Genomic DNA, 22,521 nt, shown 5'->3' on the forward strand with positions numbered 1-22,521 from the left:
ATGACCACATCCAGAGAAGTAACATCTGATATTGCCCTAGCACCCAAATTCAGTTTGCGACTGACAGTGAAAGACAAAGAAACGCTCGCGGATGGCATCATCAAATTGCAACTTGCTGGTGATGACCTGCCATCTTGGGAACCCGGCGCGCACATTGAATTAGCGTTTCCTGATGGGTTAGTGCGTGCTTACTCTATTGTTGCTGGTGAACCTGGGCTCAGTTATCAACTTGCCATTCTGCTTGAGCCTAACAGTCGCGGCGGCTCTCGATATGTGCACGAACAGTTGAACGTTGGCGATGTCATCGCCGCAAGTGAGCCGAAGAACGCTTTCGCTTTAGAACCCGCCAGCCGTCACGTGTTCATTGCAGGTGGAATAGGTATTACCCCTATTCTGCCAATGATCGCTCGCTTAAAACGCGAGGGCAAACCATGGCAACTTTACTATCTTGGCCGCACTCGTACACGGATGGCTTATCTGGCCGACGTCGAAGCCTTAGCTGGCGCAGCCACCGGCAGCGTTAGCCTACACATCAAAGACGAAGGCAGCCGTCTTGAGCTTACAACGCTTGTTGCAGAACTGGCAGATGACACCGCGGTTTATGCCTGCGGCCCCAACAGTCTGATGGATGCTTTGTCTGCGGAGATCGCTCGCCGACCATCGATACATCTGTATATGGAACGCTTCGGCCGTGTTGAGCTTGCCCCGGTTGCTGAGATTGATGCAACGGCATGTGGTGATGAGACAACGAACGAAGCCTGTAACCCAGACGGTTCATTTGAGCTGGAACTGAGCAAGTCTGGAGAAACGATTACCGTTGGTAAGGATGAAACCATTCTCGAATGTGTGCGTAAGGTGCGCCAGGGGCTTTCTTTCTCTTGCTCTGATGGCTATTGCGGTACCTGTGAGACGGCGGTTTTAGCCGGGACGCCGGATCACCGCGATACCGTACTCTCTGATCAAGAAAAACAGGAAAACCGCACCATGATGATTTGCGTCAGCCGCTCCAAAACTCGCAAACTGGTGTTAGATCTGTAAATCAGCATGTTGTACCTATTAAAAATGAAGCGTCTTAACATCTGGGTTTATTTTATCGCATAAAAAACTGTGTCCAATGTAATTTATTGGCCCGTAATAATTCCATAAGCCAATTGACTGCTGACATCATATTAAATAAATGGTGGTTATTTTATATCTTAACTTTTGAGGCTTACTCAAGGAGTTCTTAATGTCTGAAACACTTTATAGAAATTTCACATCCGCATCAGAAATAGATAAACAATATGATGTAGAAGCCACAGTTCCAGATTTTGGCGAATACGTTGCTTATTTTGTCAAAAACAGTGAGTATGCGAGAAATAATTTAAAGTGCACGTTAGATATTCACTATGGCCCAACACGTGATGAAACATTAGATATATTTTACCCCTCGAAAGAGCAAGACTCGAAACTACGTCCGGCAGTCTTTTTTATTCATGGTGGTTATTGGAAAGCCACCACCAGTAAAGAGTGGAGTTATATTGCACGAGCTTTAGCCGACCTTGGCATAGTTACCGCAGTTGAAAATTACGCTCTTTGTCCAAAAGTATCCGTCGCTGAAATTGTCCGCCAACACCGTGCCGCCTTCAGTTACTTCTGGAACAATGCCGAGTCTCTTGGGGTAGACAGAAATCAAATCATGATTGTGGGGCATTCTGTAGGTGGGCACGGTGTTGCGCAACTACTGTCATCAGACTGGCAAAATGAATACGACATGCCCGCCACACCATATATCGCCGCCATTGCCGTTAGCGGTCTATTTGATGTCAGGCCAATTCCTCATACAACCGCCAATCCTATTTTAAAAATCACCCCGGAAAATGCCATTTCACTCACACCTGTATTAACCGCTGACCATGGCAAGGTGCCATTACTTGTAACTGTGGGCTCAAATGAAACAACGGAATTTCTGCGTCAATCAAAAGACTTTGCCGCGGCGTGTGAGCAAAGTGAATGGCAAGTGAGTTCCGCAATATTAGAGCGCAACCATTTTAATATTCTCGATGAATTTATACATGGCGAAGGCGTAATGATTGATTTCATAAAACATCATTTAAAAATATAAAGCTATTTAAACTATCTATATTTCTTATCACGACCAATATCAATTAAAGGGAACAGGAAATGACAGAGAACAAACAGTTTAAAATAGACACGGATTGGTCAATCTGGTCATTAGCCTACTGCCAAGTAGATATGGCGCAAGATTTTTCGGCGGTGCCGGGATCTATAGTAATACCGGTACTTCTATGAGCCCCATGATTTATACCTTGTTGGTAGGGGAGAAGTAGGTGGAAAGCAGCATGTAGTCCTGGTCGATTGTGGCTTTCAGAACAACCATTGGTTGACTCGTTATGCCTTTTCTAGCTGGGAATCACCAGAAGATGTTCTGGGCCGTGTTGGTTTCACCCCTGAGGATGTAGATACAATTTTAGTGACCCATATGCATTTTGATCATATGGGGAATTTTGAAGCGTTTCCGAATGCGACACTCTATATACAACTTGATGAATACACAGGTTGGAGCAAAGCCGTTTGCGCGGCGCATCAACATGAAACCGAAGAAGAAAAAGAATGGGTATTCACTTCGTTTGATCCAAATGATCTTATCCGCGCCACGCAAGGTATTACTGATGGACGGATTAAATTCATCACAGGCGATGAAGAAGTGCTTCCCGGTATCACCGCTCGCCTAGCAAAAGATACCCACACCTTTGGTTCCCAGTGGTTTGAAATTAACACCCATAATGGCCCATTCATTGCTGCTGGCGACATTGTTTATTGGTATTCCAATATCGAAAAAATGTGGCCTCCTGGCTATCACCAAGGCAATGCGTTTAATCAAATTGAGACTTACCGAACCATGCGCGGTGTCGTCAACAATAAATTTGAGCGCGTCATCCCTGGACATGATAGCGAAATTTGGCAGCGCCATGTCACTTGAAAGCCCCAGCGGCAACCAGATTGCCGAGTTAAATCTTAAAGACGGTGACGCCTCTAGGCGCCCGCATAAGTCTATCGAAAAAACAATATATATTTGATTAAACAAGATCTTATCTTGCCACACGTTGAGTAACAGCGCTGATAGACGCTTACTCAACGCCTTGATGTTATCTTTAGTAAGAGGTATGGAATATGAAACTCACGATTCTTGAAGTCGGCGAGGCCCCCAAGCATTACGCAGCCGTTTTGGCACATTGCCAGAGATGTTCAAACGCATGTTGGCTTTCCACAATCCCAATATGGAGTTTGAAGTAGTTAGCCTCATTTATGGGCAACCAGTGCCCAAAGTGGATGATCTTCAAGCATTATTTATTACTGGCTCATCCTATAGCGCTTATGACGACATTCCATGGAGATATGAATTAGAAGCGCTGATCCAAGCGGCATATGCGCAGCGCATACCTATGGTCGGCGTCTGCTTTGGTCACCAGATTATTGCGCAGGCGCTTGGCGGTACGGTGGAAAAAGTCGATAGAGGTTGGGGATTAGGTCGGCATATCTATCAGGTTGCGCCCGAAAATTCGCTAATCCACCAGCCAGAAGTCGCCATCGCGTGTTCACATCAAGACCAAGTGGTCGCTGCGCCGGAAGAGGCTGAGGTGTTGTTATACTCTTCATTCACGCCGTACGCCGGGCTTATCTACAAGAACGGTTACACCCTTACACTACAGCCGCATCCCGAGTTTGAGGTTGAATATGCTTACGCGCTTTGCGAAATGCGCCAAGGTATTGCGACTGACAAAGTGGTTCAAGACAGTAAGGCATCGCTAGCGCAACCATTGGACGGGGAGCTTGTCGGCCGAGTCATCACCAACTTCCTTACCGAGCGAGCCTAAGTGTTTACCGACAGCACCGCTAGACCGTCGAAAAGAGAATTAACGTTATAGATAAGCCAGCGACGGTTCCCGAATAAAGGAACCGTTGAATACATTACGCCGTTAACTCCTCAAAAACCGCGAGCCGGTGGATCAAACTTGAGGATCTGACGGTCTTCATCATCTTGGCGTTGGACAAACTCTGCCAAGCGGTCACGTGCTGGCTTACCGAGTGCACGAGCCGTCTCGGATATCAGTAACTCAGTCACCGCAAATGCGGCCGTCATCGAATCAAAAGGCTCCAAGCCCTTGTTGCTGGCAGTCAACAACACATTAGCTTTAGTGGCAAAAGGTGAAAGATACTGATCCGTGACCAAAATGATTTTGGCACCTTTGTTAAGTGCGTCCATGCCCCAATTAATGGTCGTTTGCTGGTAACGGCGAAAATCGAACACCACCGCCACCGTTGAAGATCGTATGTCGACCAAACTATGAATTTCAGGGGCACACACTCGCACCTGCGGCCGCAAAATGGACAGATAACGATAAAGTTGCTGCGCCAAGACTTGGCTGAAATGCCCGCCTACCATCACAATGTCGTGCTCAGGGGCACAAAGTAACTCGACCGCCTTAGCGATTTCCGTATCACTGAGCGAGGCAAAGGTGTTGCGAATACTCTCCAGATACGCAAACTGCGCCTGTGCCGATGGAGACGTTTCATCTTGTCCTGAACGGTTATGCGGGTAGCTTCCTACCGGAGAAAAGAGTCGATTCTGAGCTTCATTGCGCAGCGTATCTTGAAACTCGGCATAGCCATCAAAACCCAGTTTTTTGACGAAACGCACCACAGTTGGAGGACTCGTGCCAGAATTGGCGGCGAGCTGAACAACCGGAACCAGGCCACCCATTGGATAGTTTTCAGAAATGGCATTCGCGACAGCAAGTTCGGCGGGTGATAATCGGTCTCGCAGCGCCCTGATACGCTCAGAAACCGTTTCATTGTTTTCTATTTTTGTTGTCATTTGACTATGTCTCGTTGTAATGCCACGGCAAACTGTAATCGCCCCTCATTACTGCTAGCTAATACACCGGGAAAACTCTTCGCAACACAATACGAATCGCGGTAACGGCAGAGTATATCGCATTAACCAAAAATCAAACTAATGATAACCCTTACAATTTCTACGCAGATGGGCGCAGATTCGAGCACTCAGGCGACAATGAAAGGAAACCGCCATAACCGCTTGAACGAACACCATGCACATTAGGATAACCAGCATTAAGCAAAACTGCCTGTGGCCACTGGTGTTAGCTCCGTTAATAAAACTTGTGATGGATCTTGCCGATATGCCTGCCGATGTTCCGTTGGCGAAGTACCATATAGGCGTTTAAACGCAGTACTAAAGGTACTTTCCGACACATAACCGAGCTTGTAAGCGATTTGTTTTATCGGCTCGCTACTTAACCGCAGTTCCCGACTTGCCAGACGCATTTTCCACTGGGTTAAATAATGAATTGCCGAGGTGCCAGTCGCTTGGATAAACAAGCGAGCAAATCCAGTGCGCGACATGCCCGCAACGGCAGCAAGTTCGCTAAGTTGCCAATTACGGCTCGGCTCGGTATGAATCGCCCCTAAAGCTTTGAGCACGCGGCTATCTTGCAGCGCTGCCAACCAACCGCTTAAGTCTGTAGCAGACGTCAGCCAGCAACGGATCCCTTCAATCATAATCAGTTGCATCAAGTGATTACCGGCCAATACGGAGCCTGGACGTTGCAACAGGATCTCTTTATGCAGACTGTCCATCAGCCAATTCAGCGTAGCCGATGTATCAGAACCATGATGGATGCATATCACCTCAGGCAACAGATCCAGTAACCAAGCCGATGCCACTTGATCAACTTTCATTTTACCAGAGAGAATAACGCTGTCGTCGCCACCAAGATCGGCAAAACCATCCGCGATAACATAATCCACCGCCGAGAGCGGCACGGGCGCTAAACGCGGATCCGTTGCCAAAACGAACGGCGCAAAACGCGTCAAGATGACACCATCCCCGGCTAGTAACTGATGCCAACGTTGTTCCGCTTCCAACCGAAACCACAACTGCCCTTTTCTCAAGGCCAGAAACTTCATGCCCACAAAACCATCGTAACGAATTGACCAGTCTGGCCCAGCCCGTTGCCCGATAGTGACATAACTGTGGGCCGCAAGTAGATGCAAAACATCAGATAAGGGATCTATGGTACTCACACAAAAGTTCCTGCTACTTTAAACGATTAAAAGAGTACTTTCTTTGCGTTAAAGTAACAACTCTCAACATTGGAGAATCGGCATCCTCTTTGCCATTGATGTCGAAGGTATTGCTGTTGCTCCAATATCCACAAGTTTGAATCGATCGAATAGGCTATCTCATGAAAAAACACTATTGGCAGGCTGCATTGCCTTGTCTTTGCTGCCAGCAATTGCCAGCGCAGCAGACTCACAGCTCAATTACCCAACGGGTCACGCCGATGCCAATATCATCCCGTATCCTGATAACCAACTGCAAACCGCTCAAGCCGCTTTATGGCAACCTATTACCGACGACACCACGTTGCTGGAAGGCCCGGCCTTTGATAGCCACGGCAATCTCTATGTGACCGATCTGTATCATGGGCAAATCGTGAAAGTAGACAGCCATAAAAAGAACAGCATCGTCTTTAACAGCAAAGAGTACGCACCTTGCTCAATCGCCATTAAAAAAGATGGCAAACTGGTGGTGGCAGCGGTGGCGTTTGATGGCAGCAAAGGTAAGATTTTTTCAATGGCCCCGGATGGCAGCGACATGCAAACCATAGTAGCCACTGATAAAGGCTTTCGCCCGAACGACATGGTGTTTGATAAAAATGGCGGGCTCTATTTTACCGATGCCAGCGGTGATAGCGGCAATCCGGTGGGCGGCGTTTACTATGTATCGCCAGACTTTAAAACCGTCACACCGATTTTGAAAAACCTGAGCGGAGGCAATGGCATCGCCCTATCCCCTGACGGTAAAACTTTGTGGGTGGTGGAGTTCTCAGCGGGCGTGTTACATCGCCTACTGATGCAAGATGCTACCCATATTCGTGCCTTTGGAGAAAACATTGCGTATCGCTTCAATGGCCTTGTAGCAGACTCAATGAAAGCCGATAGCGATGGCAACCTGTATGTTGCCTTGCATGGGCAAGGACGCGTCATTGTACTGAACCAGAATGCCACGCCCATAGGGCAAATCACCCTGGCCGGCCGAGAACAAGGCCACTATTTGCGCTCTACCAATTTGGCCTTAAAACCGGGCACCAGAGAAGTGTATATCACCTCCAGCAATGATGAAGCGTTAAAAACTGGCGGCGCAGTATTTAAAGCCTACGGTTTTGCACCCGCTATCAACCACTACTGGCAGCAGTAATATTCTGACCAGATAAAGAAGCGCGCCTGCCTAAATAACGGTTTAGAGCTATAGCTCCCCCAAGAGGGAAAAAGCTTCTGGATACGGTTGCTCTTAAATGGGGTGATTATCGTGCGCGTCTGGACTGGGATGAGTAACTGAGAAATAAATGCGCTGCAATGGGAGCACATTGATGTTGACCATCGTTTGATCCGCATTCGGCAAAATTGAGTGAATGGAGAACTTGGGGATGTTAAGACTCCCAAGTCCCGTCTGGATCTGAGGATGTGCGATACACTTTTGATATGTTCACACGGTTGAAGGAGCGCCAGCGCGGCGATTCCAAGTTTGTGTTTACTCACCAGGGTAAACCACTCGATACCCCATTCAGTCAGTATCAAACTGTGGTATCCGACACTGAAGAAGGCAAATCTCATTCGTCACAGCCCGAATGACACCCGGCATACAGCAGCCGTGCTGCATATTGCGGCACACGAGAACCCACTATATATCTCGCAGATGTTGGGTCACAGCGATACCAAGTTATTGTTTAACGTATATGCACCATATGTGGCGTCTGGCCTTCAGTAAGTTAATGCGTGAAGGCTGTATGGAGCAGCTGCATAAAGTGATGGAATAAAAAATCGCGGCTAACTTTTGAGTCAGCCGCGACTTTCATACTGCTGAGCTATCCAATTCTGGTATTCGCTATTTTCCACATTGTCGACCCATTGCTGATTATCCAAATACCAGTGAATGGTTTTTCGAATACCTGTTTCAAAGGTTTCTAGTGGCTTAAACCCGAGTTCGGTTTCAATTTTTGAGCAATCAACAGCATATCGACGATCATGCCCAGCACGGTCTTTTACGTGAGTAATAAGTGTTCTAGCTGTCAGACCTTTGGCACAAGGAGAATCAGGATAACGCTCAACAAGTGTGGGATTAGCGACAAACTCAGCGTCCATTAACTCACACAACAAAGTCACAATATCAATGTTCTGCCATTCATTTACACCACCGATATTGTAAGTTTCGCCAACGGTTCCGCAGGTAAGTACTAACTCTATTCCCCGGCAATGATCTTCTACAAATAGCCAGTCACGAACCTGTTTTCCATCACCATAAATGGGTAAAGATTTACCTTGCAGAATATTGGTCAAACATAAGGGAATGAGTTTTTCCGGATATTGGTAATAACCGTAGTTGTTAGTACAATTAGTTACCGTTACCTGTAATCCGTAGGTATGGTGGTAAGCACGCACCAAATGATCTGATGCTGCTTTAGATGCCGCATACGGTGAATTGGGTTTACAGGGAGAGTCTTCCGTAAAAGGCAATTCAGCGGCAGTAAGAGAGCCATATACTTCATCGGTTGAAATGTGATGAAAACGATGGGGTAACGGATTTTTCGGATCGGATAGCCATACATTACGAGCTGCTTTTAACAAGCTGTGTGTACCAATCACATTGGTATCAATAAAGGCATCAGGCCCCATAATGGATCTATCTACATGCGATTCCGCGGCAAAGTGAACGACAGTGTCTATCTGCTCTTCACGCAACAGCCCCTCAACCAGCACAGTGTCACAAATGTTACCTTTCACAAAACGAAAATGTGGGTTAGCAACGAACGGCTGCAATGTGTCCAGATTTCCCGCATACGTTAATGCGTCGAGGACTACGATGTAATCGTTTGGGTGATGAGCAAACCAATAATGAACAAAATTAGCCCCAATAAAGCCCGCGCCACCGGTGATCAGTAATCTTTTCATATAGGAGTCCTGGGACTTATTGTTGCTCAAAATGTAACGGCATTTTTAAACCACTGAGCATTTTTATCTTTTACGGATAATGACGGCATTTCACCGTTGAGCAAAGGCCATTTAATGGCAAGTTCAGGATCATCCCAACGGACGGAGTGCTCCGCTTGTGGGTTGTAGTAGTCAGTACAGCGGTAAAGACATTCTGCTGTTTCAGTTGTCACATAGAACCCATGAGCGAACCCTTCCGGCACCCATAATTGCCTTTGATTTTCTGCAGAAAGTAGCACACCGACCCACTGACCAAAGGTAGCGGAAGTCTTGCGCATATCTACTGCCACATCAAACACTTCACCAATAACAACACGAGCCAATTTGCCCTGAGTATTTTCTGTTTGATAGTGAAGACCTCGTAGAGTACCCCGATAGGATTTTGAATGGTTATCCTGAACAAAATGGCGTTCACATACATTTTGGTTAAACCAATCTTCACGCCAGGATTCCATGAAAAAACCGCGAGTATCTCCGAAAATCTCTGGCTCGATTATTTTTACATCAGGGATGTTGGTCGCAACAACTCTCATGTGTTATCCCATTCACTCTCTTGTACTATTCGCATCAAATAAGCCCCATAACCACTTTTTAATAATGGCATGGCTAAGGCTTCTAACTGTGTTCTGTCGATAAATCCCATGCGGTAAGCCGTTTCTTCTGGAGAAGCCACTTTTTGCCCTTGCCGCTTTTCAAGCACACGAATAAAAATGGCGGCATCAAGTAAAGAATCATGAGTCCCTGTATCTAACCAGGCTGCACCACGACTGAGTTTTTCAACCCGTAGTTTACCGCGTTTAAGGTAGGCATTGTTGATATCTGTTATTTCCAGTTCACCGCGAGCAGAGGGCTTGATACCTTTAGCGATATCCACGACATCGTTGTCATAATAATAAAGCCCTGTAACAACGTAATTGGACTTTGGCTTCAAAGGCTTTTCTTCAACAGAAATTGCCGCACCAGCTCTATCAAATTCAACGACCCCATATCGTTCAGGATCCTGGACATAATAGCCAAATACCGTTGCGCCCTCTTCCCGGCTAGCCGCTTCTTGTAATGTTTTGCTTAACCCGTGCCCGTGGAAAATATTATCCCCTAGGATGAGACATACAGCGTCAGTTCCGATAAAAGATTCACCAATAATAAAGGCCTGAGCGATACCATCAGGGTTGGGCTGCAACGCATATTCAAGTCGTATGCCCCACTGACTTCCATCACCCAAAATTCGTTGATAGGTACTTAAGTCAGCCGGAGTACAGATGATTAATATCTCCCGGATACCGGAGAGCATCAAGGTAGTCAGTGGGTAGTAAATCAGAGGCTTATCATAGACAGGCAGCAGCTGTTTGTTGACCCCCAAGGTAGCGGGATGTAAGCGACTGCCATTGCCACCGGCAAGAATAATACCTTTCATTTAACGTCTCTTGTTTATAGAGAAATACACACGTTATTTAGGCATGTATGGCGATAAATCTGCCAAAGCAGCCTTCCAGTCACACGGGGGAATATTAAATACTGATTTGATTTTAGCGCAATCTAACCGGGAATTTGCGGGGCGTTTAGCCGCGGAGACATACTCAGTGGAGGCGATTGGCTTTAATTCTGGCATTTGAGTAAGTACCCCTTGTTGCACTGCACGAGAAAAGATCTCCGATGCGAAATCAAACCAACTTATATAGGGTATCCCAGCATAGTGATGTATCCCCCAATTGCTGAACTGAGGATCCAACGCCTGCTGCGTCATGTTCAGTAAAGTCGAGGCAATATCCCCTGCATAGGTTGGCCCCCGACTTGGTCAGTAACGACATTTAAGGCTGTTCGCTGAAGTGCTAATTTCAGCATCGTTTTAACAAAATTATTGCCATGCTCTCCAAACACCCATCCTGTCCGAACAATAAGATGGCGAGGGCAATACTCTTTGATAACTAATTCGCCTGCCAGCTTTGAACTGCCATAAACGGATAATGGATTGGTTTGATCTGACTCGAGATAAGCACCTTTCTTCAGTCCGTCAAAGACATAGTCTGTAGAAAGGTGAATTAACATAGCACCAACTGCGTTCGCGAACTTGGCAAGGTTGATAACGCCTTGAACATTGGTAGCGTAAACTACCGCTTGGTCAGATTCGGCCTTATCTACTTGGGTATAAGCCGCCGCATTAATAATACACTTTGGCTTATATTGGCTTATTTGCGCTGACAATTTAGCTTCATTACAGACATCAAGCTGTTCATGAGACATCGCAATGAATGACACACCAAGAAGCTTTGCTTGCTCACACAAACAAGTTCCTATCTGGCCGCCAGCACCAACGAGCAATAAATCAACACTCATATCCTTCTATCACGCAAAATTAGGTGGAACACATTCCAACTAAATATATAACATTTATATCAAAGCTTATATAGAAGCCAACCTAGTTACACATTCATCCCAATAGCTCACACTAAATTACTGAGCCTAATACTACGACATTTCTGCTGTGCCGTGGCTTTGTTTCCTAAATCGACTCAGCGAACAAAGCCATCATAATTGTTTAAAGATCATACTACACAGTGAGTTTCAGGCATGCCTAGCCCTGTGAGCTTGTTCAACGCTCTCATCATCGCATAAGTTTCTCCTACCTGAGCGTTATAATTTCGCAGGCTTAATCTGCCACCAAGTAGTTCATGGCAATTTCTGAGATTGACCGACGATGGTAATCATACCGTTTTTTCCACTGCTTATTTGAACCATGTAGCTGTTGCCAACTGACCGCTAAGTTACGCGGATGCCCTTGTTCCCAGAGCGCAGCACCTTCTCTCGGTGGAATGAGTACCAAAGCGCGTTTTCTCCGAACGGTATCGTGACAGGCTCTTGTGTCGTAAGCACCATCACCTGAGATATTGCGGATTTTCCGATGGGTTTGCTTGAGCAAATTCGGCATGACTTCGGCGTCTGTTACACCGGATAAACTCAGTTCTGCGGCGATGATTTCATGGCTATGCGTATCCACAGCAATATGCAGCTTACGCCACACTCTCCGTTTACCATCTGTGCCATGTTTTTTCACTTTCCACTCGCCTTCGCCGTAAACCTTTAAGCCCGTCGAGTCGATAGCCAAGTGCTCAATGGTGCCACGAGTCTTGGTTTTAAACGCAATATTGACGGTTTTTGCACGCTTGCTGATGCAAGTGTAATGTGGGCACGAAAGTGGAATATCACCCAATTTAAACACCGAGTTGATAAAGCCTTGCAACGCTCGCAGTGGCATAGCGAAAACACGTTTAACCATCAGCGCTGTGGTAATGGCTAAGTCGCTAAATACGCGAGGGCGACCTTTTCCAAGTTGCTCGGCCTTGGCTTTCCAGTGGGCGATAGCGTCCTCATCAATCCAGAAGGTCAGCGAGCCACGATTGATTAAAGCTTGATTGTATTGCTTCCAGTTGGTTGTTTTATAGCGAGGTTGGGGCACGGTTGAGGGGTAAGTTGATAGGCTATGCCGATCAGATCAGCGGCTACTGCTTTAGTTCAACCAATTTAGGAAACAAAGCCCTGTTTTTGGCGATTACAGAATACTACCTATAGGCACTTGATCTCTTCTCACCGATTAACCATGAGTGATGCACTTATTATCTGAATTCGGGAGTTCTATTTAATCAATAGGAACGTTCTGCTCCACATAAGTGGCAATATATTTGGCTAATAACTTATTACCATTAACAGTTAGATGTCCAAAACCATCTAAAAAAAATTGTTCTTTATGATGATCGTAAATATGGTTTAAGTCTATAATTTCCTCATGTTTTTTAGATATTGGCTCAAGTTTTTTCATCAATTGGGCTAATACTTCTTTGTCCGGTCCTAATTGAATTTTTACATTGTCAATATTAGCCCGATTTCCCCAAGGAACTGGAGGAATGAAAATTAATGTTTTTGTATTCAGTGAGCGTCCATAATCTAACAACTGTTGAAAACGGAAAGTGATTTGCTGCACCATATGTGTTTGTTCACTTGCGCTTTGGCAGCCTGATGGGTTCGCTTCTATAGTCGATATTTTTTGGATGATTATTCTTGGAATTGAAATCAAAGCAGGTAATTGATATTTATCGCTCTGTTCCATTTGCCACTGGGAGAGTATTTCAGGATTTTCAAAACATTCAGAGTAAAAATCAATTGGTCCATTGACAATAATCGCTAAATCATATTTATGACCAGATGATGTAATACGTCTCCAATTCACTAAGTTTAAGGCTGTTGATTGACTTGGAACAGAATAGTTATCAATAACATACTCAGGTAATAGATTCTCGAGTTGAGCAGCGAAACTCTGTGCATCATTATTGTAATATCCGAAACTTTGTGATGAACCTAAAATTAATAATCGTTTTTGAGGAGTTTTAGCATCGTGTGCCTTTGTTGTTAAAATTCGTCGACCCTGCTCATCGATATGATAAATCCCGTGATCGCCAGGAATCGCCATTTTCCCAATAAAAGGAATATAGTGATATTTTAGATACTTTTGAGTTTCAATGAAATTTTCAATATATTCTGCCTGAACAACACTATTAGGTAACATTTTTTTCAATAAATTAGTTCTATTGTATATTTCTTGATTTTTATGATGTTGAACTCGAGCATATAATAAAAAATCACTAGTGCCATCTAATATTAAAACTAAAATTCCCAGCATGACCAATAGCACAATAACTTTCTTGATTGTATTCATAATTCAGCCAAATTAAAAATCAAAATAATAAAAACTTTCAGGGCGTTGAGCAGCAACCATTGCACACCCCAAAATAACAATAGAGGCTATGGGGACTATCAGCACTGGTGTAACTTTTGAAAAATAATGACGGATCTCATTTACTCGATCAATATTATGCAATAGTAATGTAATTAGGCTCAAACTTATCACTTCCCAATGCATAGAGTCAATTTGGAATTCGTTAATATAGAATAATTGATGATAGTAATCAGTTGCGACTGATATAGAGGAACAGCGGAATAAGATTAGCAAGGTACTCCACAGGAAAAAATTCAGTGCTATAGAAATTGGCTTTAAGTATGGATAGCGATTAATTAGCTTTGCATAACCAATATAGCTCTCGAACATCATAATTCCCCCTTGAATTCCTCCCCATAGTACAAAGTTCCAGCTAGCCCCATGCCATAGACCGGAGATCAACATAGTTAAAAAAATTGGTAAATAACGTAGCGAATTTCGACAATAACGAACTAAAGGGATGAAGACATAATCTCTCAACCAGAAACTTAAAGTCATATGCCAACGTTTCCAAGTTTCGGTAAGTGAATATGCCAAATAAGGAGAATGAAAATTCTCTGGAAAACGGATACCTAACATGCCAGCTGTTGCAATGGCCATATCTGAATAAGCACTAAAATCACAGTAAATTTGGATTGTAAAGCCAACGGCTGCGATTACTAAATCATATGTATGATAATTTTGTGGTGCCAGAAAAATTGGATCAATATAGCTGGCAAGCTGATCAGCAATCAATACCTTTTTTATCATCCCAACTGCAAATAAAGGAATATTATAAATAATACTATCTTTAGTTACCTTGATACACTTTAGCTGAGGTATCAATTGATGGCTTCGCAAGATCGGCCCAGCAATTAAATGAGGGAAAAACTAATGTATAGCGCAATATCTAGCCAGCTTGTTTTTTTTTCTATCGCATGAGAACGATCAACAACTAAACTAATTAATGTAAAAGTAATAAAAGAAATACCTAATGGTAATCCAGTATGTAGACGGTAATCAATTCCTAAAGATTGTAATATGAAATTTGTATATTTAAAAAATATAAGTGGTAATAGAATGACAATAATCCAGAATACTATCTGCCGTTTTATTGAGTATCTGAGTAGGTAACAGGCCATACTGCCTATTATCATATAAAAAACTAAAATGCCAATATAATGAGTATTCCAAAATGCATAAAAAATTATACTGCAAAGAATAAGGATAAACTTATTCCACCTATCTGGACACCATCGAATAATGATGAGAACACTAATAAAAAAATCAAAAAACTAGGTAATTGAAAAAGCATGTATCATCCTTTGACAGGCTAATCTAAAGCATAGTGGTATTTTTTATAGAGTTGGCTATCTTGCTCTGTCTTTAACAAAACAATATTACCAATCACCAAAAGATCAATCCCGGTATTCATAAAGCAATTAAATGCATCTTCAGGAGAAAGCACCATTGGTTCACCACGAACATTCAAGCTAGTATTAACCAGCATTGGACAATTCGTTATTGATTTAAATGTTTGTAATAAATGGTAAAATTTTTCATTACCTACTTTGGAAACTGTTTGTAACCTAGCCGTTCCATCTACATGAATGACTGATGGAACTTGCTCTGCGACCCCAGGTTTAGCCTGATAGATAAAATTCATATGTGGTGATGAACCTGTTATATCAAACCAATCCCCAACATCATCTTCTAGGATTGCTGGAGCAAAAGGGCGAAAAGATTCGCGATATTTAATTTTAAGGTTTAAATCACGTTGCAAATTAGCAACTCTAGGATCAGCTAAAATCGAACGATTTCCTAAAGCCCTAGGACCAAATTCAGCGGATCCTTGCATCCACGCTACAATTTTTCCCTCAGCTAATGCCTGCGCGGTCTGGATAAACAATTTCCCATCCGCAACCAGGGTATATTTCGCATTCAACCTTTCCAGTTGATTTTGTATTTGTTCTTGATTAAACGCTGCGCCTAGGTAAGGCATATAGCCATCTTGGACAATTCTAGGCTGTTTGAGATAAAGATGTTGGCATATAAATGCAGCACCAAGCGCACTACCGGCATCACCTGCAGCGGGTTGGATCCAAACGCGGTCAAACGGCCCACTCTTTAGCACTTTCCCTGTCGCAGCACAATTTAATGCTACGCCTCCTCCAAGACACAAATTGGTTTGTCCTGTTATCCGCTTAACATAATCGGCTAACTGTAAAAAAAGGTCATCGGTTACGGCCTGTAACGAAGCCGCAATATCCATATGTTCTTGCAGCAATTTACTTTCTGGTGTTCTTGGGGGAATTTTAAATAACTTTGCTAACTCTGACCCATACATCCGTAGTTCGGTTGCAAACCGGAAAAAATGCATATTCAGATGGAAGCTACCGTCTGCTTTAATATCAATCAGATGTTCTTTAATCACATTTGCGTATATGGGCTGACCATAAGGAGCAAGCCCCATCACCTTGTACTCACCTGAATTCACTTTAAATCCAAGGAAAGCTGTAATTGCAGAATAAAGCATCCCCAGCGAATGGGGGAAAGATAGCTCCGCAATCCGTTCAATCCGTTCTCCATGCCCCACACTAATTGTCGTTGTTGCCCATTCTCCAACACCATCAATAGTAAGAATCGCAGCAGAGGTAAAAGGGGATGGGTAAAAAGCTGCTGCGCAATGGGATAAATGATGTTCGGAAAAAGTAGCTTTTTATTCCACTGTTTTCCCCCTCTAATTCAGTTAAACTCCTAGTAATCGATACTTTTTGAAAAATTTTATCCTTTAACCAAACGGGTATCGCCTGGCAAAAAAGCTCATATCCTTTGGGGGCAAACCGAATACAGGTCTCCAAGATCCGCTCAAATTTAATGAATGGCTTTTCATAAAAGATCACATAGTCAATGTCTTCCATGGTCAGTTGGTTATCCGCTAACATCCATTGAATGGCTGATTTTGGGAACCGATCATCATTCTTTATCCGCGAAAATCGTTCTTCCTGAATAGCAGCAACGATTTTACCGTCTTTGAGTAGTACCGCTGCACTATCATGATAAAAAGCAGAAATACCAAGAATATAGGTCATCCGTATCTATTCCTAAAATTGCCGGTTTAAATCATCAGCAGCCAATTCCTTCTGTTCAGGAGCGGCCCAATATGAAGTTTCTTTTTTATTAATTTTTAAGCAGATCTTTTTAGGTCTCACTATACGGAGAATCCAACTCATGGGGGTAATAACAATATAAAACAGTAGCCAAAACAACAGTTTTCTAAGCTTTAGATGAAGTAGATCTAATAAACTGATTAATAAAGATAATTTCAGAGGTGCCCATACTCCATATATCAGAAAAATGAAGGAAAATGGCAGGGACCATAACCATAACTGCCCATGTATCCATGTTACAATTACCGATAGCATCACCATACTACAACATAAGGCGAGTAATTTTAGTCGAATTGACTTGACATCGGGCTTTTCGTGGTTATTTAGCACTTGCTTACCTTGGTATCTTATCTGCAATAGCCTTCGATATAATCTCAAACGCTGCTGCATTTAAATGGATATCTTGAGGTGAAACCCAAAATGATGAAGTAGGAGCGCCTTGTAACAGGGGAGCAGATCTATATACGTAAATCCATATTGTTCTGCATAGCGCTTAGTCTCCTGTTCCATAAATCCAAACTGATAGTGGTTAAAATCGTGCATTTCAGGCACGGATGCAATGATCACTCGGGCATTATGTACCTGGGTAATATGCTTTAACTGATTAAAGGCACTTGTTAATATTGCCTGACCAGCCTCGCTTTGCCATTGTTGTTGATATCCATGTAGCAGTGCTTGTTCACCAAATTCACCACTCATTAGCTGCTTTATAAATGTCAAGGCCAGTGCTGCCAATTCACTATGTTTCACAAACCATCCCGGCTCTTGTGTTATTACTTTAGCCGTCGCTCTAGGTGTCACAAGTACAATAAGTGTATCAGCTTTAATTTTTTGATTAATTTTTGACCAAAGCTTCACTGACTGAGCCATATTCATATTTCCCACACCCGCATTTACCACATCAAATTTTTCTGGTAAGCGTTGTGCGAGTTGCCCTCGAAGGCTCTGTTGATCGGAGATTCCCCATCCTAAGGCTATTGAGTCCCCCACTATCGCAACACGATGCTGAGCATGGCTATCAGGTCGAGGTCCACGCATACCAAACTCATTGGTTTGGATTATCACATTCTGTAAGGTTGCGGAATGATTCGGAAGATGTTGATGCCCGATCTCGGGATCAGGACTTTTCTCTTTCAACAACTTCGCATAACGCCACATTTCGATCACATAGTTTTGTTGATCCATGGTGGCCACTCGGACAACCCCTTCACCAGCTAACAAAGCTAGAATAATCCCCAACGACATCAATAGTAGGTTGCGTCCCCACGAGCGAATCCACATAAACACCTCAATTAAAGAACATCAGATAGCTTAGAAAATGGCGTATATGAAAGGCGCCCAACTCGAACTACCGGTAAACACAAACAATACTGATAACACGAGTAAAACAACTAAGAAAGGAATGAGGAGCATCCGACTTTTCTTAGAAAAGAAAAAACTCATTAGCTCTAGAAAAATTTCTTTCATATGGTAACCCTTGGAATCAAAGCACAAGGTAAGTAGTCTATATTAACTGACAAATAAAAATACAGCTGTAACCAGTTGAATATTTGTGCAATTAAATTTTGTTCAAATGGTCAGCTACGTCTTGCACGAATATGAAAATAGTATAGTTGCTCAAACTATTGTCAGTTACCGTAAAAATAGTTCGCAAATTTTGATGGCTCAATGCACATAGGAACAAGGCACTTGGATACTCAACGAAGTTATTCGAAAGGGAAGTCAGCTCCGGCGTTGCTCACGGAGACGATAGGCAACTACTTTGATAGGATAGTCGCTCAGTTTCCTACTAATGAAGCTCTTGTTGTACGATATCAACAGAAAAATGCTCAACCGACACGTTTGACTTATCAAGCACTACAGCAAAAAGTGGATTGTTACGCTAAAGCCCTATTAGCATTAGGAGTACAAAAAGGTGAGCGGGTGGGAATATGGGCACCCAATGGTATCCAATGGTGTATTAGCCAGTTAGCAACGGCTAAAATTGGTGCGATTTTGATTGGCATTAATCCCGCTTTTCAACGTCATGAAATAGAGTATGTTCTGCAACAATCACAGTGTAACTGGCTCATCGCCGCCGATGCATTTATAACCCACAATTACACTCAGATACTCTACCAGCTTATTCCTGAGCTTCTGCTCGCTGCAAAACCGCTTAACTCAGAAAGACTTCCCGATCTACAAGCTATCATCACTCTCAGTGAAGAGCCACGCATCGGAATGATACAGTGGCGTACGCTTCCCCAATTAGCTGAGACTATCACCGCTGATGAATTAAGCACCCGGCAGCAACAAGTCGCTATCCAGGATCCGGTCACGATTCAATATACATCTGGAACTACAGGGTTTGCTAAAGGAGCAACCCTGAGCCACTTCAATATCTTGAATAACGGCTTTTTCGTGACTGAAAATATGCGTTTTTCTAAACAAGATCGGGTTGTGATCCCGCTTCCTTTACATCATTGTTTAGGCATGGTTGTGAGTACCTTAGGCTGCATTACTCATGGTGCCACCATGATCTTTCCTGGCGAGCTGTTTTCACCCTTGTCAGTTCTAACTGCCGTCACAGAAGAAAAAGCAACCGTCCTTCATGGTACTCCCAGCATGTTCGTTGCTGAATTAAATCATCCGCAATTTGAACTATTTGACTTGTCATCGTTACGGACTGGAATGGTCTGTGGAGCACCTTGCCCTCCCGAAATTGTGCATGCAGTCATCGATAAAATGCATATCCCGGAAATACAGATTGCATACGGCATGACTGAAACCGGCCCAATTTCATCGCAGATAAAAGCAGATGATCCAGTAGATAAACGAGTAAACACGGTGGGAAGGACGCTCCCACACCTAGAAAACAAAATTATCGACACTCAAGGAAATACCGTTGCCAGAGGCGAAATCGGCGAAATATGTACTCGCGGATATAGCGTGATGTTAGGGTATTGGCATAATGCCGAGGCAACTACTACGATACTCGATGCTCAAGGATGGATACACAGTGGGGATTTAGCAACGATGGACGACCAAGGCTATATACATATTGTTGGCCGTCTAAAAGATATGATCATTCGGGGTGGGGAAAATATATATCCTCGTGAGATTGAGGATTTTCTACATACCCATCCCGCAGTTGCCGATGTTCAGGTTACCGGAACACCCAGTGAAAAATTTGGTGAAGAAGTCGTGGCTTGGATCATTTTGAAAACAGGATGCACATTAACGGAACATGACATCAAGCGTTTTTGTAAAGGCCATATTGCGGACTACAAAATTCCTAGATTTGTTAGATTTGTTACTGAATATCCCATGACGGCAACTGGCAAAGTACAAAAATCCAAACTGGATATACAATGTTCTTAGGTAAGTAACAACTTATCGAGTTCCGCTAGCGACATGAAGCTCCAACTCATCTAGGAGTGAGATATTTGGCTCATTTAAGTTATTCGAAAGGGGCACCAGCTCCGGCGCTGCTCACGGAGACGATAGGCAACTACTTTGATAAGATAGTCGCTCAGTTTCCTACTAATGAAGCTCTTGTTGTACGATATCAACAGAAAAATGCTCAACCGACACGTTTGACTTATCAAGCACTACAGCAAAAAGTGGATTGTTACGCTAAAGCCCTATTGGCATTAGGTGTACAAAAAGGTGAGCGGGTGGGAATATGGGCGCCCAATAGCGTTCAATGGTGTATTAGTCAGTTAGCAATCTCTAAAGTCGGCGCGATTTTGGTTGGTATTAACCCAGCTTTTCAAAGCCCTGAAGTCGAAACCGTATTGAAACAATCGCAGTGTAACTGGCTTATAGCTGCTGATGTATCTATAACCAATAACTATACTCAGATACTCTACCAGCTTATTCCTGAGCTTTTGCATTCCTCTGAACAACTTAACTCAAAACGATTTCCAGATTTGCACGCTATCATCACCCTCAGCACTGAGCCGAGAGTCGGTATGATACAGTGGAGTACGCTCCCCAACTGGCAGATACTATCACAGCCAGTGAGTTAAATACTCGCCAGCAACAAGTAGACGTTAAGGCGCCCGCCACGATTCAATATACATCCGGAACCACAGGTTTTGCTAAAGGGGCAACTCTTAGCCATTTTAATATCCTAAATAACGCTTTTTTTATAACCGAAAGTATGAAATTTTCCGAACGAGATCGTTTGGTGATCCCGGTGCCTTTATATCACTGCTTTGGCATGATATTGAGTACCATAGGTTGCATTTCCCATGGTGCCACCATGATATATCCTGGCGAGCTGTTTTCACCCTTGTCGGTCCTAACTGCTGTTGAAGAGGAACAAGCAACGGCCCTCTATGGTGTTCCCAGCATGTTTATTGCGATATTAAACAACTCACAGTTTGAGCTGTTCGACGTATCCTCACTCCGGACGGGTATTATGTCTGGCTCTCCGTGTCCACAAGAAGTTATGGAAGCCGTAATCGATAAAATGCACATGAAGGAGATACAGATTGCTTACGGCATGACCGAAACGAGTCCCATATCAGTTCAGACAAGTGCTGATGATCCATTAGATAAACGAGTAAACACGGTTGGAAGGACACAACCGCACCTGGAAAACAAAATTGTCGACATTCAGGGGAACATAGTTCCAATAGGTGAGATTGGTGAGATTTGTACTCGCGGATATAGCCTGATGTTAGGGTATTGGAACGATCCAGAGGCAACATCTGCAATAATCGATGCAGAAGGATGGATACATAGCGGGGATTTAGCAATGATGGATAATCAAGGCTATGTCCATATTGTTGGTCGTTTAAAAGATATGATCATTCGGGGTGGCGAAAATATATCTCCCCGAGAGATTGAGGATTTTCTACATACCCATCCCGCAGTTGCCGATGTTCAGGTTACCGGAACACCCAGTGAAAAATTTGGTGAAGAAGTCGTGGCTTGGATCATTTTGAAAACAGGATACACATTAACGGAACATGACATCAAGTGTTTTTGTAAAGGCCATATTGCGGACTACAAAATTCCTAGATTCGTTAGATTTGTTACTGAATATCCCATGACGGCAACTGGCAAAGTACAAAAAAACAAACTTAACTTCAGTGATATACCTTAGTCCTGAAGATATACGTGAAGGTAAAAATTATTCAATTGACAGTTCTTTCATCGGTTCCCATGTTTTAGCTAATATTCGATATACAGAGTGGTTCAAAATAAAGAACTGCTAGCGATTCAACACATCTCATTGCTCTTTGGCATTCTGAATATACTGAACAATGAGATTAATTGAGTCAAGCTCATTGAATACGTCAGGATCAGAAGTTAATACATAAATATCATAATTATTCTGCAAAAAAATGACTAATTCGGCTATATCTAGAGAATCAATCCTATTAGAGTGAATAAGCGATTCATCATCTGAACAGGGTGCATAGTCTTTGTTACGATGAAGTAAGTTGATAATAAATTTTCTAACGGTATCTTTTGGCATATTATTATCTAACAGAGCTATAAAAATTTTTGGATAAGTGGAGCTTATCATAGAGATAT

At 43.4% G+C, this 22,521-nt stretch carries 18 protein-coding genes and 5 pseudogenes; 8 read left to right on the top strand and 15 right to left on the bottom strand.

Annotated elements, in window-relative coordinates; genetic code table 11:
* The 4 genes and pseudogenes from KHX94_RS02645 (at position 1) to KHX94_RS02660 (ending at position 3,878) form a co-directional block, all read left to right on the top strand.
* Positions 1–1,038 (top strand): PDR/VanB family oxidoreductase, encoded by a 1,038-nt coding sequence (locus KHX94_RS02645; protein WP_213682262.1) that lies wholly within the window; start codon positions 1–3, stop codon positions 1,036–1,038.
* 190 nt (positions 1,039–1,228) lie between these two features.
* A complete protein-coding gene (locus KHX94_RS02650; protein ID WP_213682263.1) occupies positions 1,229–2,104 on the top strand; it encodes an alpha/beta hydrolase in 876 nt (291 codons plus the stop codon).
* A 234-nt stretch (positions 2,105–2,338) separates the two neighbouring features.
* Positions 2,339–2,983, top strand: a pseudogene (locus KHX94_RS02655) (MBL fold metallo-hydrolase); the annotation flags it as partial.
* A gap of 262 nt (positions 2,984–3,245) precedes the next feature.
* Positions 3,246–3,878 carry a type 1 glutamine amidotransferase gene (locus KHX94_RS02660; RefSeq protein WP_244859409.1) on the top strand — a complete coding sequence of 211 codons (633 nt, stop codon included), beginning with the start codon at positions 3,246–3,248 and terminating at the stop codon, positions 3,876–3,878.
* A 110-nt stretch (positions 3,879–3,988) separates the two neighbouring features.
* Here KHX94_RS02660 and KHX94_RS02665 read toward each other — a convergent pair whose 3' ends face one another.
* Together KHX94_RS02665 and KHX94_RS02670 are read right to left on the bottom strand one after the other, a co-directional pair.
* Positions 3,989–4,879 (bottom strand): MurR/RpiR family transcriptional regulator, encoded by an 891-nt coding sequence (locus KHX94_RS02665; RefSeq protein ID WP_213682265.1) that lies wholly within the window; start codon positions 4,877–4,879, stop codon positions 3,989–3,991.
* A 257-nt stretch (positions 4,880–5,136) separates the two neighbouring features.
* Positions 5,137–6,108: an AraC family transcriptional regulator gene (locus KHX94_RS02670; protein WP_213682266.1), complete on the bottom strand. Its 972-nt coding sequence runs from the start codon at positions 6,106–6,108 to the stop codon at positions 5,137–5,139.
* A gap of 175 nt (positions 6,109–6,283) precedes the next feature.
* Between KHX94_RS02670 and KHX94_RS02675 the strand changes: the two genes are divergently transcribed.
* Positions 6,284–7,285, top strand: coding sequence for an SMP-30/gluconolactonase/LRE family protein (locus KHX94_RS02675; protein WP_213682267.1), 1,002 nt, complete (start codon positions 6,284–6,286; stop codon positions 7,283–7,285).
* Positions 7,286–7,926: 641 nt separating this feature from the next.
* Here KHX94_RS02675 and rfbB read toward each other — a convergent pair.
* From rfbB to KHX94_RS21660, 12 genes and pseudogenes are all read right to left on the bottom strand, one after another.
* Positions 7,927–9,036: a dTDP-glucose 4,6-dehydratase gene (rfbB, locus tag KHX94_RS02680; protein WP_213682268.1), complete on the bottom strand. Its 1,110-nt coding sequence runs from the start codon at positions 9,034–9,036 to the stop codon at positions 7,927–7,929.
* 26 nt (positions 9,037–9,062) lie between these two features.
* A complete protein-coding gene (gene rfbC, locus KHX94_RS02685) occupies positions 9,063–9,608 on the bottom strand; it encodes a dTDP-4-dehydrorhamnose 3,5-epimerase (protein ID WP_213682269.1) in 546 nt (181 codons plus the stop codon).
* Complete coding sequence (gene rfbA / locus KHX94_RS02690; protein ID WP_213682270.1) at positions 9,605–10,489, bottom strand: glucose-1-phosphate thymidylyltransferase RfbA; 885 nt, start codon at positions 10,487–10,489, stop codon at positions 9,605–9,607. The genes rfbC and rfbA overlap by 4 nt, the downstream gene beginning before the upstream one ends.
* 33 nt (positions 10,490–10,522) lie before the next feature.
* Positions 10,523–11,409: pseudogene (gene rfbD / locus KHX94_RS02695) on the bottom strand (dTDP-4-dehydrorhamnose reductase).
* Between the two features lie 209 nt (positions 11,410–11,618).
* A pseudogene (locus tag KHX94_RS02700) lies at positions 11,619–12,529 on the bottom strand (IS5 family transposase).
* A 180-nt stretch (positions 12,530–12,709) separates the two neighbouring features.
* Positions 12,710–13,783, bottom strand: coding sequence for an SGNH/GDSL hydrolase family protein (locus KHX94_RS02705; protein WP_213682271.1), 1,074 nt, complete (start codon positions 13,781–13,783; stop codon positions 12,710–12,712).
* Between the two features lie 12 nt (positions 13,784–13,795).
* Positions 13,796–14,701, bottom strand: a pseudogene (locus KHX94_RS02710) (MBOAT family O-acyltransferase); the annotation flags it as partial.
* 454 nt (positions 14,702–15,155) lie between these two features.
* On the bottom strand, positions 15,156–15,824 hold the full coding sequence (locus KHX94_RS20055; RefSeq protein ID WP_342345832.1) for a carbamoyltransferase C-terminal domain-containing protein: 669 nt from the start codon (positions 15,822–15,824) through the stop codon (positions 15,156–15,158).
* A 114-nt stretch (positions 15,825–15,938) separates the two neighbouring features.
* Positions 15,939–16,475, bottom strand: a pseudogene (locus KHX94_RS20930) (carbamoyltransferase N-terminal domain-containing protein); the annotation flags it as partial.
* Positions 16,453–16,914: a carbamoyltransferase N-terminal domain-containing protein gene (locus tag KHX94_RS20935; RefSeq protein ID WP_280529611.1), complete on the bottom strand. Its 462-nt coding sequence runs from the start codon at positions 16,912–16,914 to the stop codon at positions 16,453–16,455. The gene KHX94_RS20935 and the pseudogene KHX94_RS20930, both read right to left, overlap by 23 nt.
* 468 nt (positions 16,915–17,382) lie before the next feature.
* The gene (locus KHX94_RS02720; protein WP_213682273.1) at positions 17,383–18,273 is read right to left on the bottom strand and encodes an SGNH/GDSL hydrolase family protein; all 891 of its coding nucleotides are present in this window, start codon (positions 18,271–18,273) and stop codon (positions 17,383–17,385) included.
* A gap of 30 nt (positions 18,274–18,303) precedes the next feature.
* Positions 18,304–18,459: a DUF5989 family protein gene (locus KHX94_RS21660; RefSeq protein WP_425314036.1), complete on the bottom strand. Its 156-nt coding sequence runs from the start codon at positions 18,457–18,459 to the stop codon at positions 18,304–18,306.
* Positions 18,460–18,681: 222 nt separating this feature from the next.
* On the opposite strand from KHX94_RS21660, the gene KHX94_RS02725 reads away from it, so the two are divergent.
* The 3 genes from KHX94_RS02725 to KHX94_RS02730 all read left to right on the top strand — a co-directional run bounded on the left by KHX94_RS02725 (position 18,682) and on the right by KHX94_RS02730 (position 22,087).
* Positions 18,682–20,352, top strand: a complete 1,671-nt coding sequence (locus KHX94_RS02725) for an AMP-binding protein (protein ID WP_244859293.1) — start codon at positions 18,682–18,684, stop codon at positions 20,350–20,352.
* Positions 20,353–20,417: 65 nt separating this feature from the next.
* Entirely contained in the window at positions 20,418–21,002 is a 585-nt protein-coding gene (locus tag KHX94_RS20065) for an AMP-binding protein (protein ID WP_244859294.1), read from the top strand.
* On the top strand, positions 20,954–22,087 hold the full coding sequence (locus tag KHX94_RS02730; protein ID WP_244859295.1) for an AMP-binding protein: 1,134 nt from the start codon (positions 20,954–20,956) through the stop codon (positions 22,085–22,087). Before KHX94_RS20065 ends, KHX94_RS02730 begins: the two co-directional genes overlap by 49 nt.
* 126 nt (positions 22,088–22,213) lie before the next feature.
* On the opposite strand, the gene KHX94_RS02735 is transcribed toward KHX94_RS02730, so the two are convergent.
* Positions 22,214–22,462 carry an acyl carrier protein gene (locus KHX94_RS02735; protein WP_213682275.1) on the bottom strand — a complete coding sequence of 83 codons (249 nt, stop codon included), beginning with the start codon at positions 22,460–22,462 and terminating at the stop codon, positions 22,214–22,216.
* Positions 22,463–22,521 lie beyond the last annotated feature (59 nt).

The organism is Shewanella dokdonensis, from assembly GCF_018394335.1.
In the GTDB taxonomy this organism is placed as follows: Bacteria; Pseudomonadota; Gammaproteobacteria; order Enterobacterales; family Shewanellaceae; genus Shewanella; species Shewanella dokdonensis.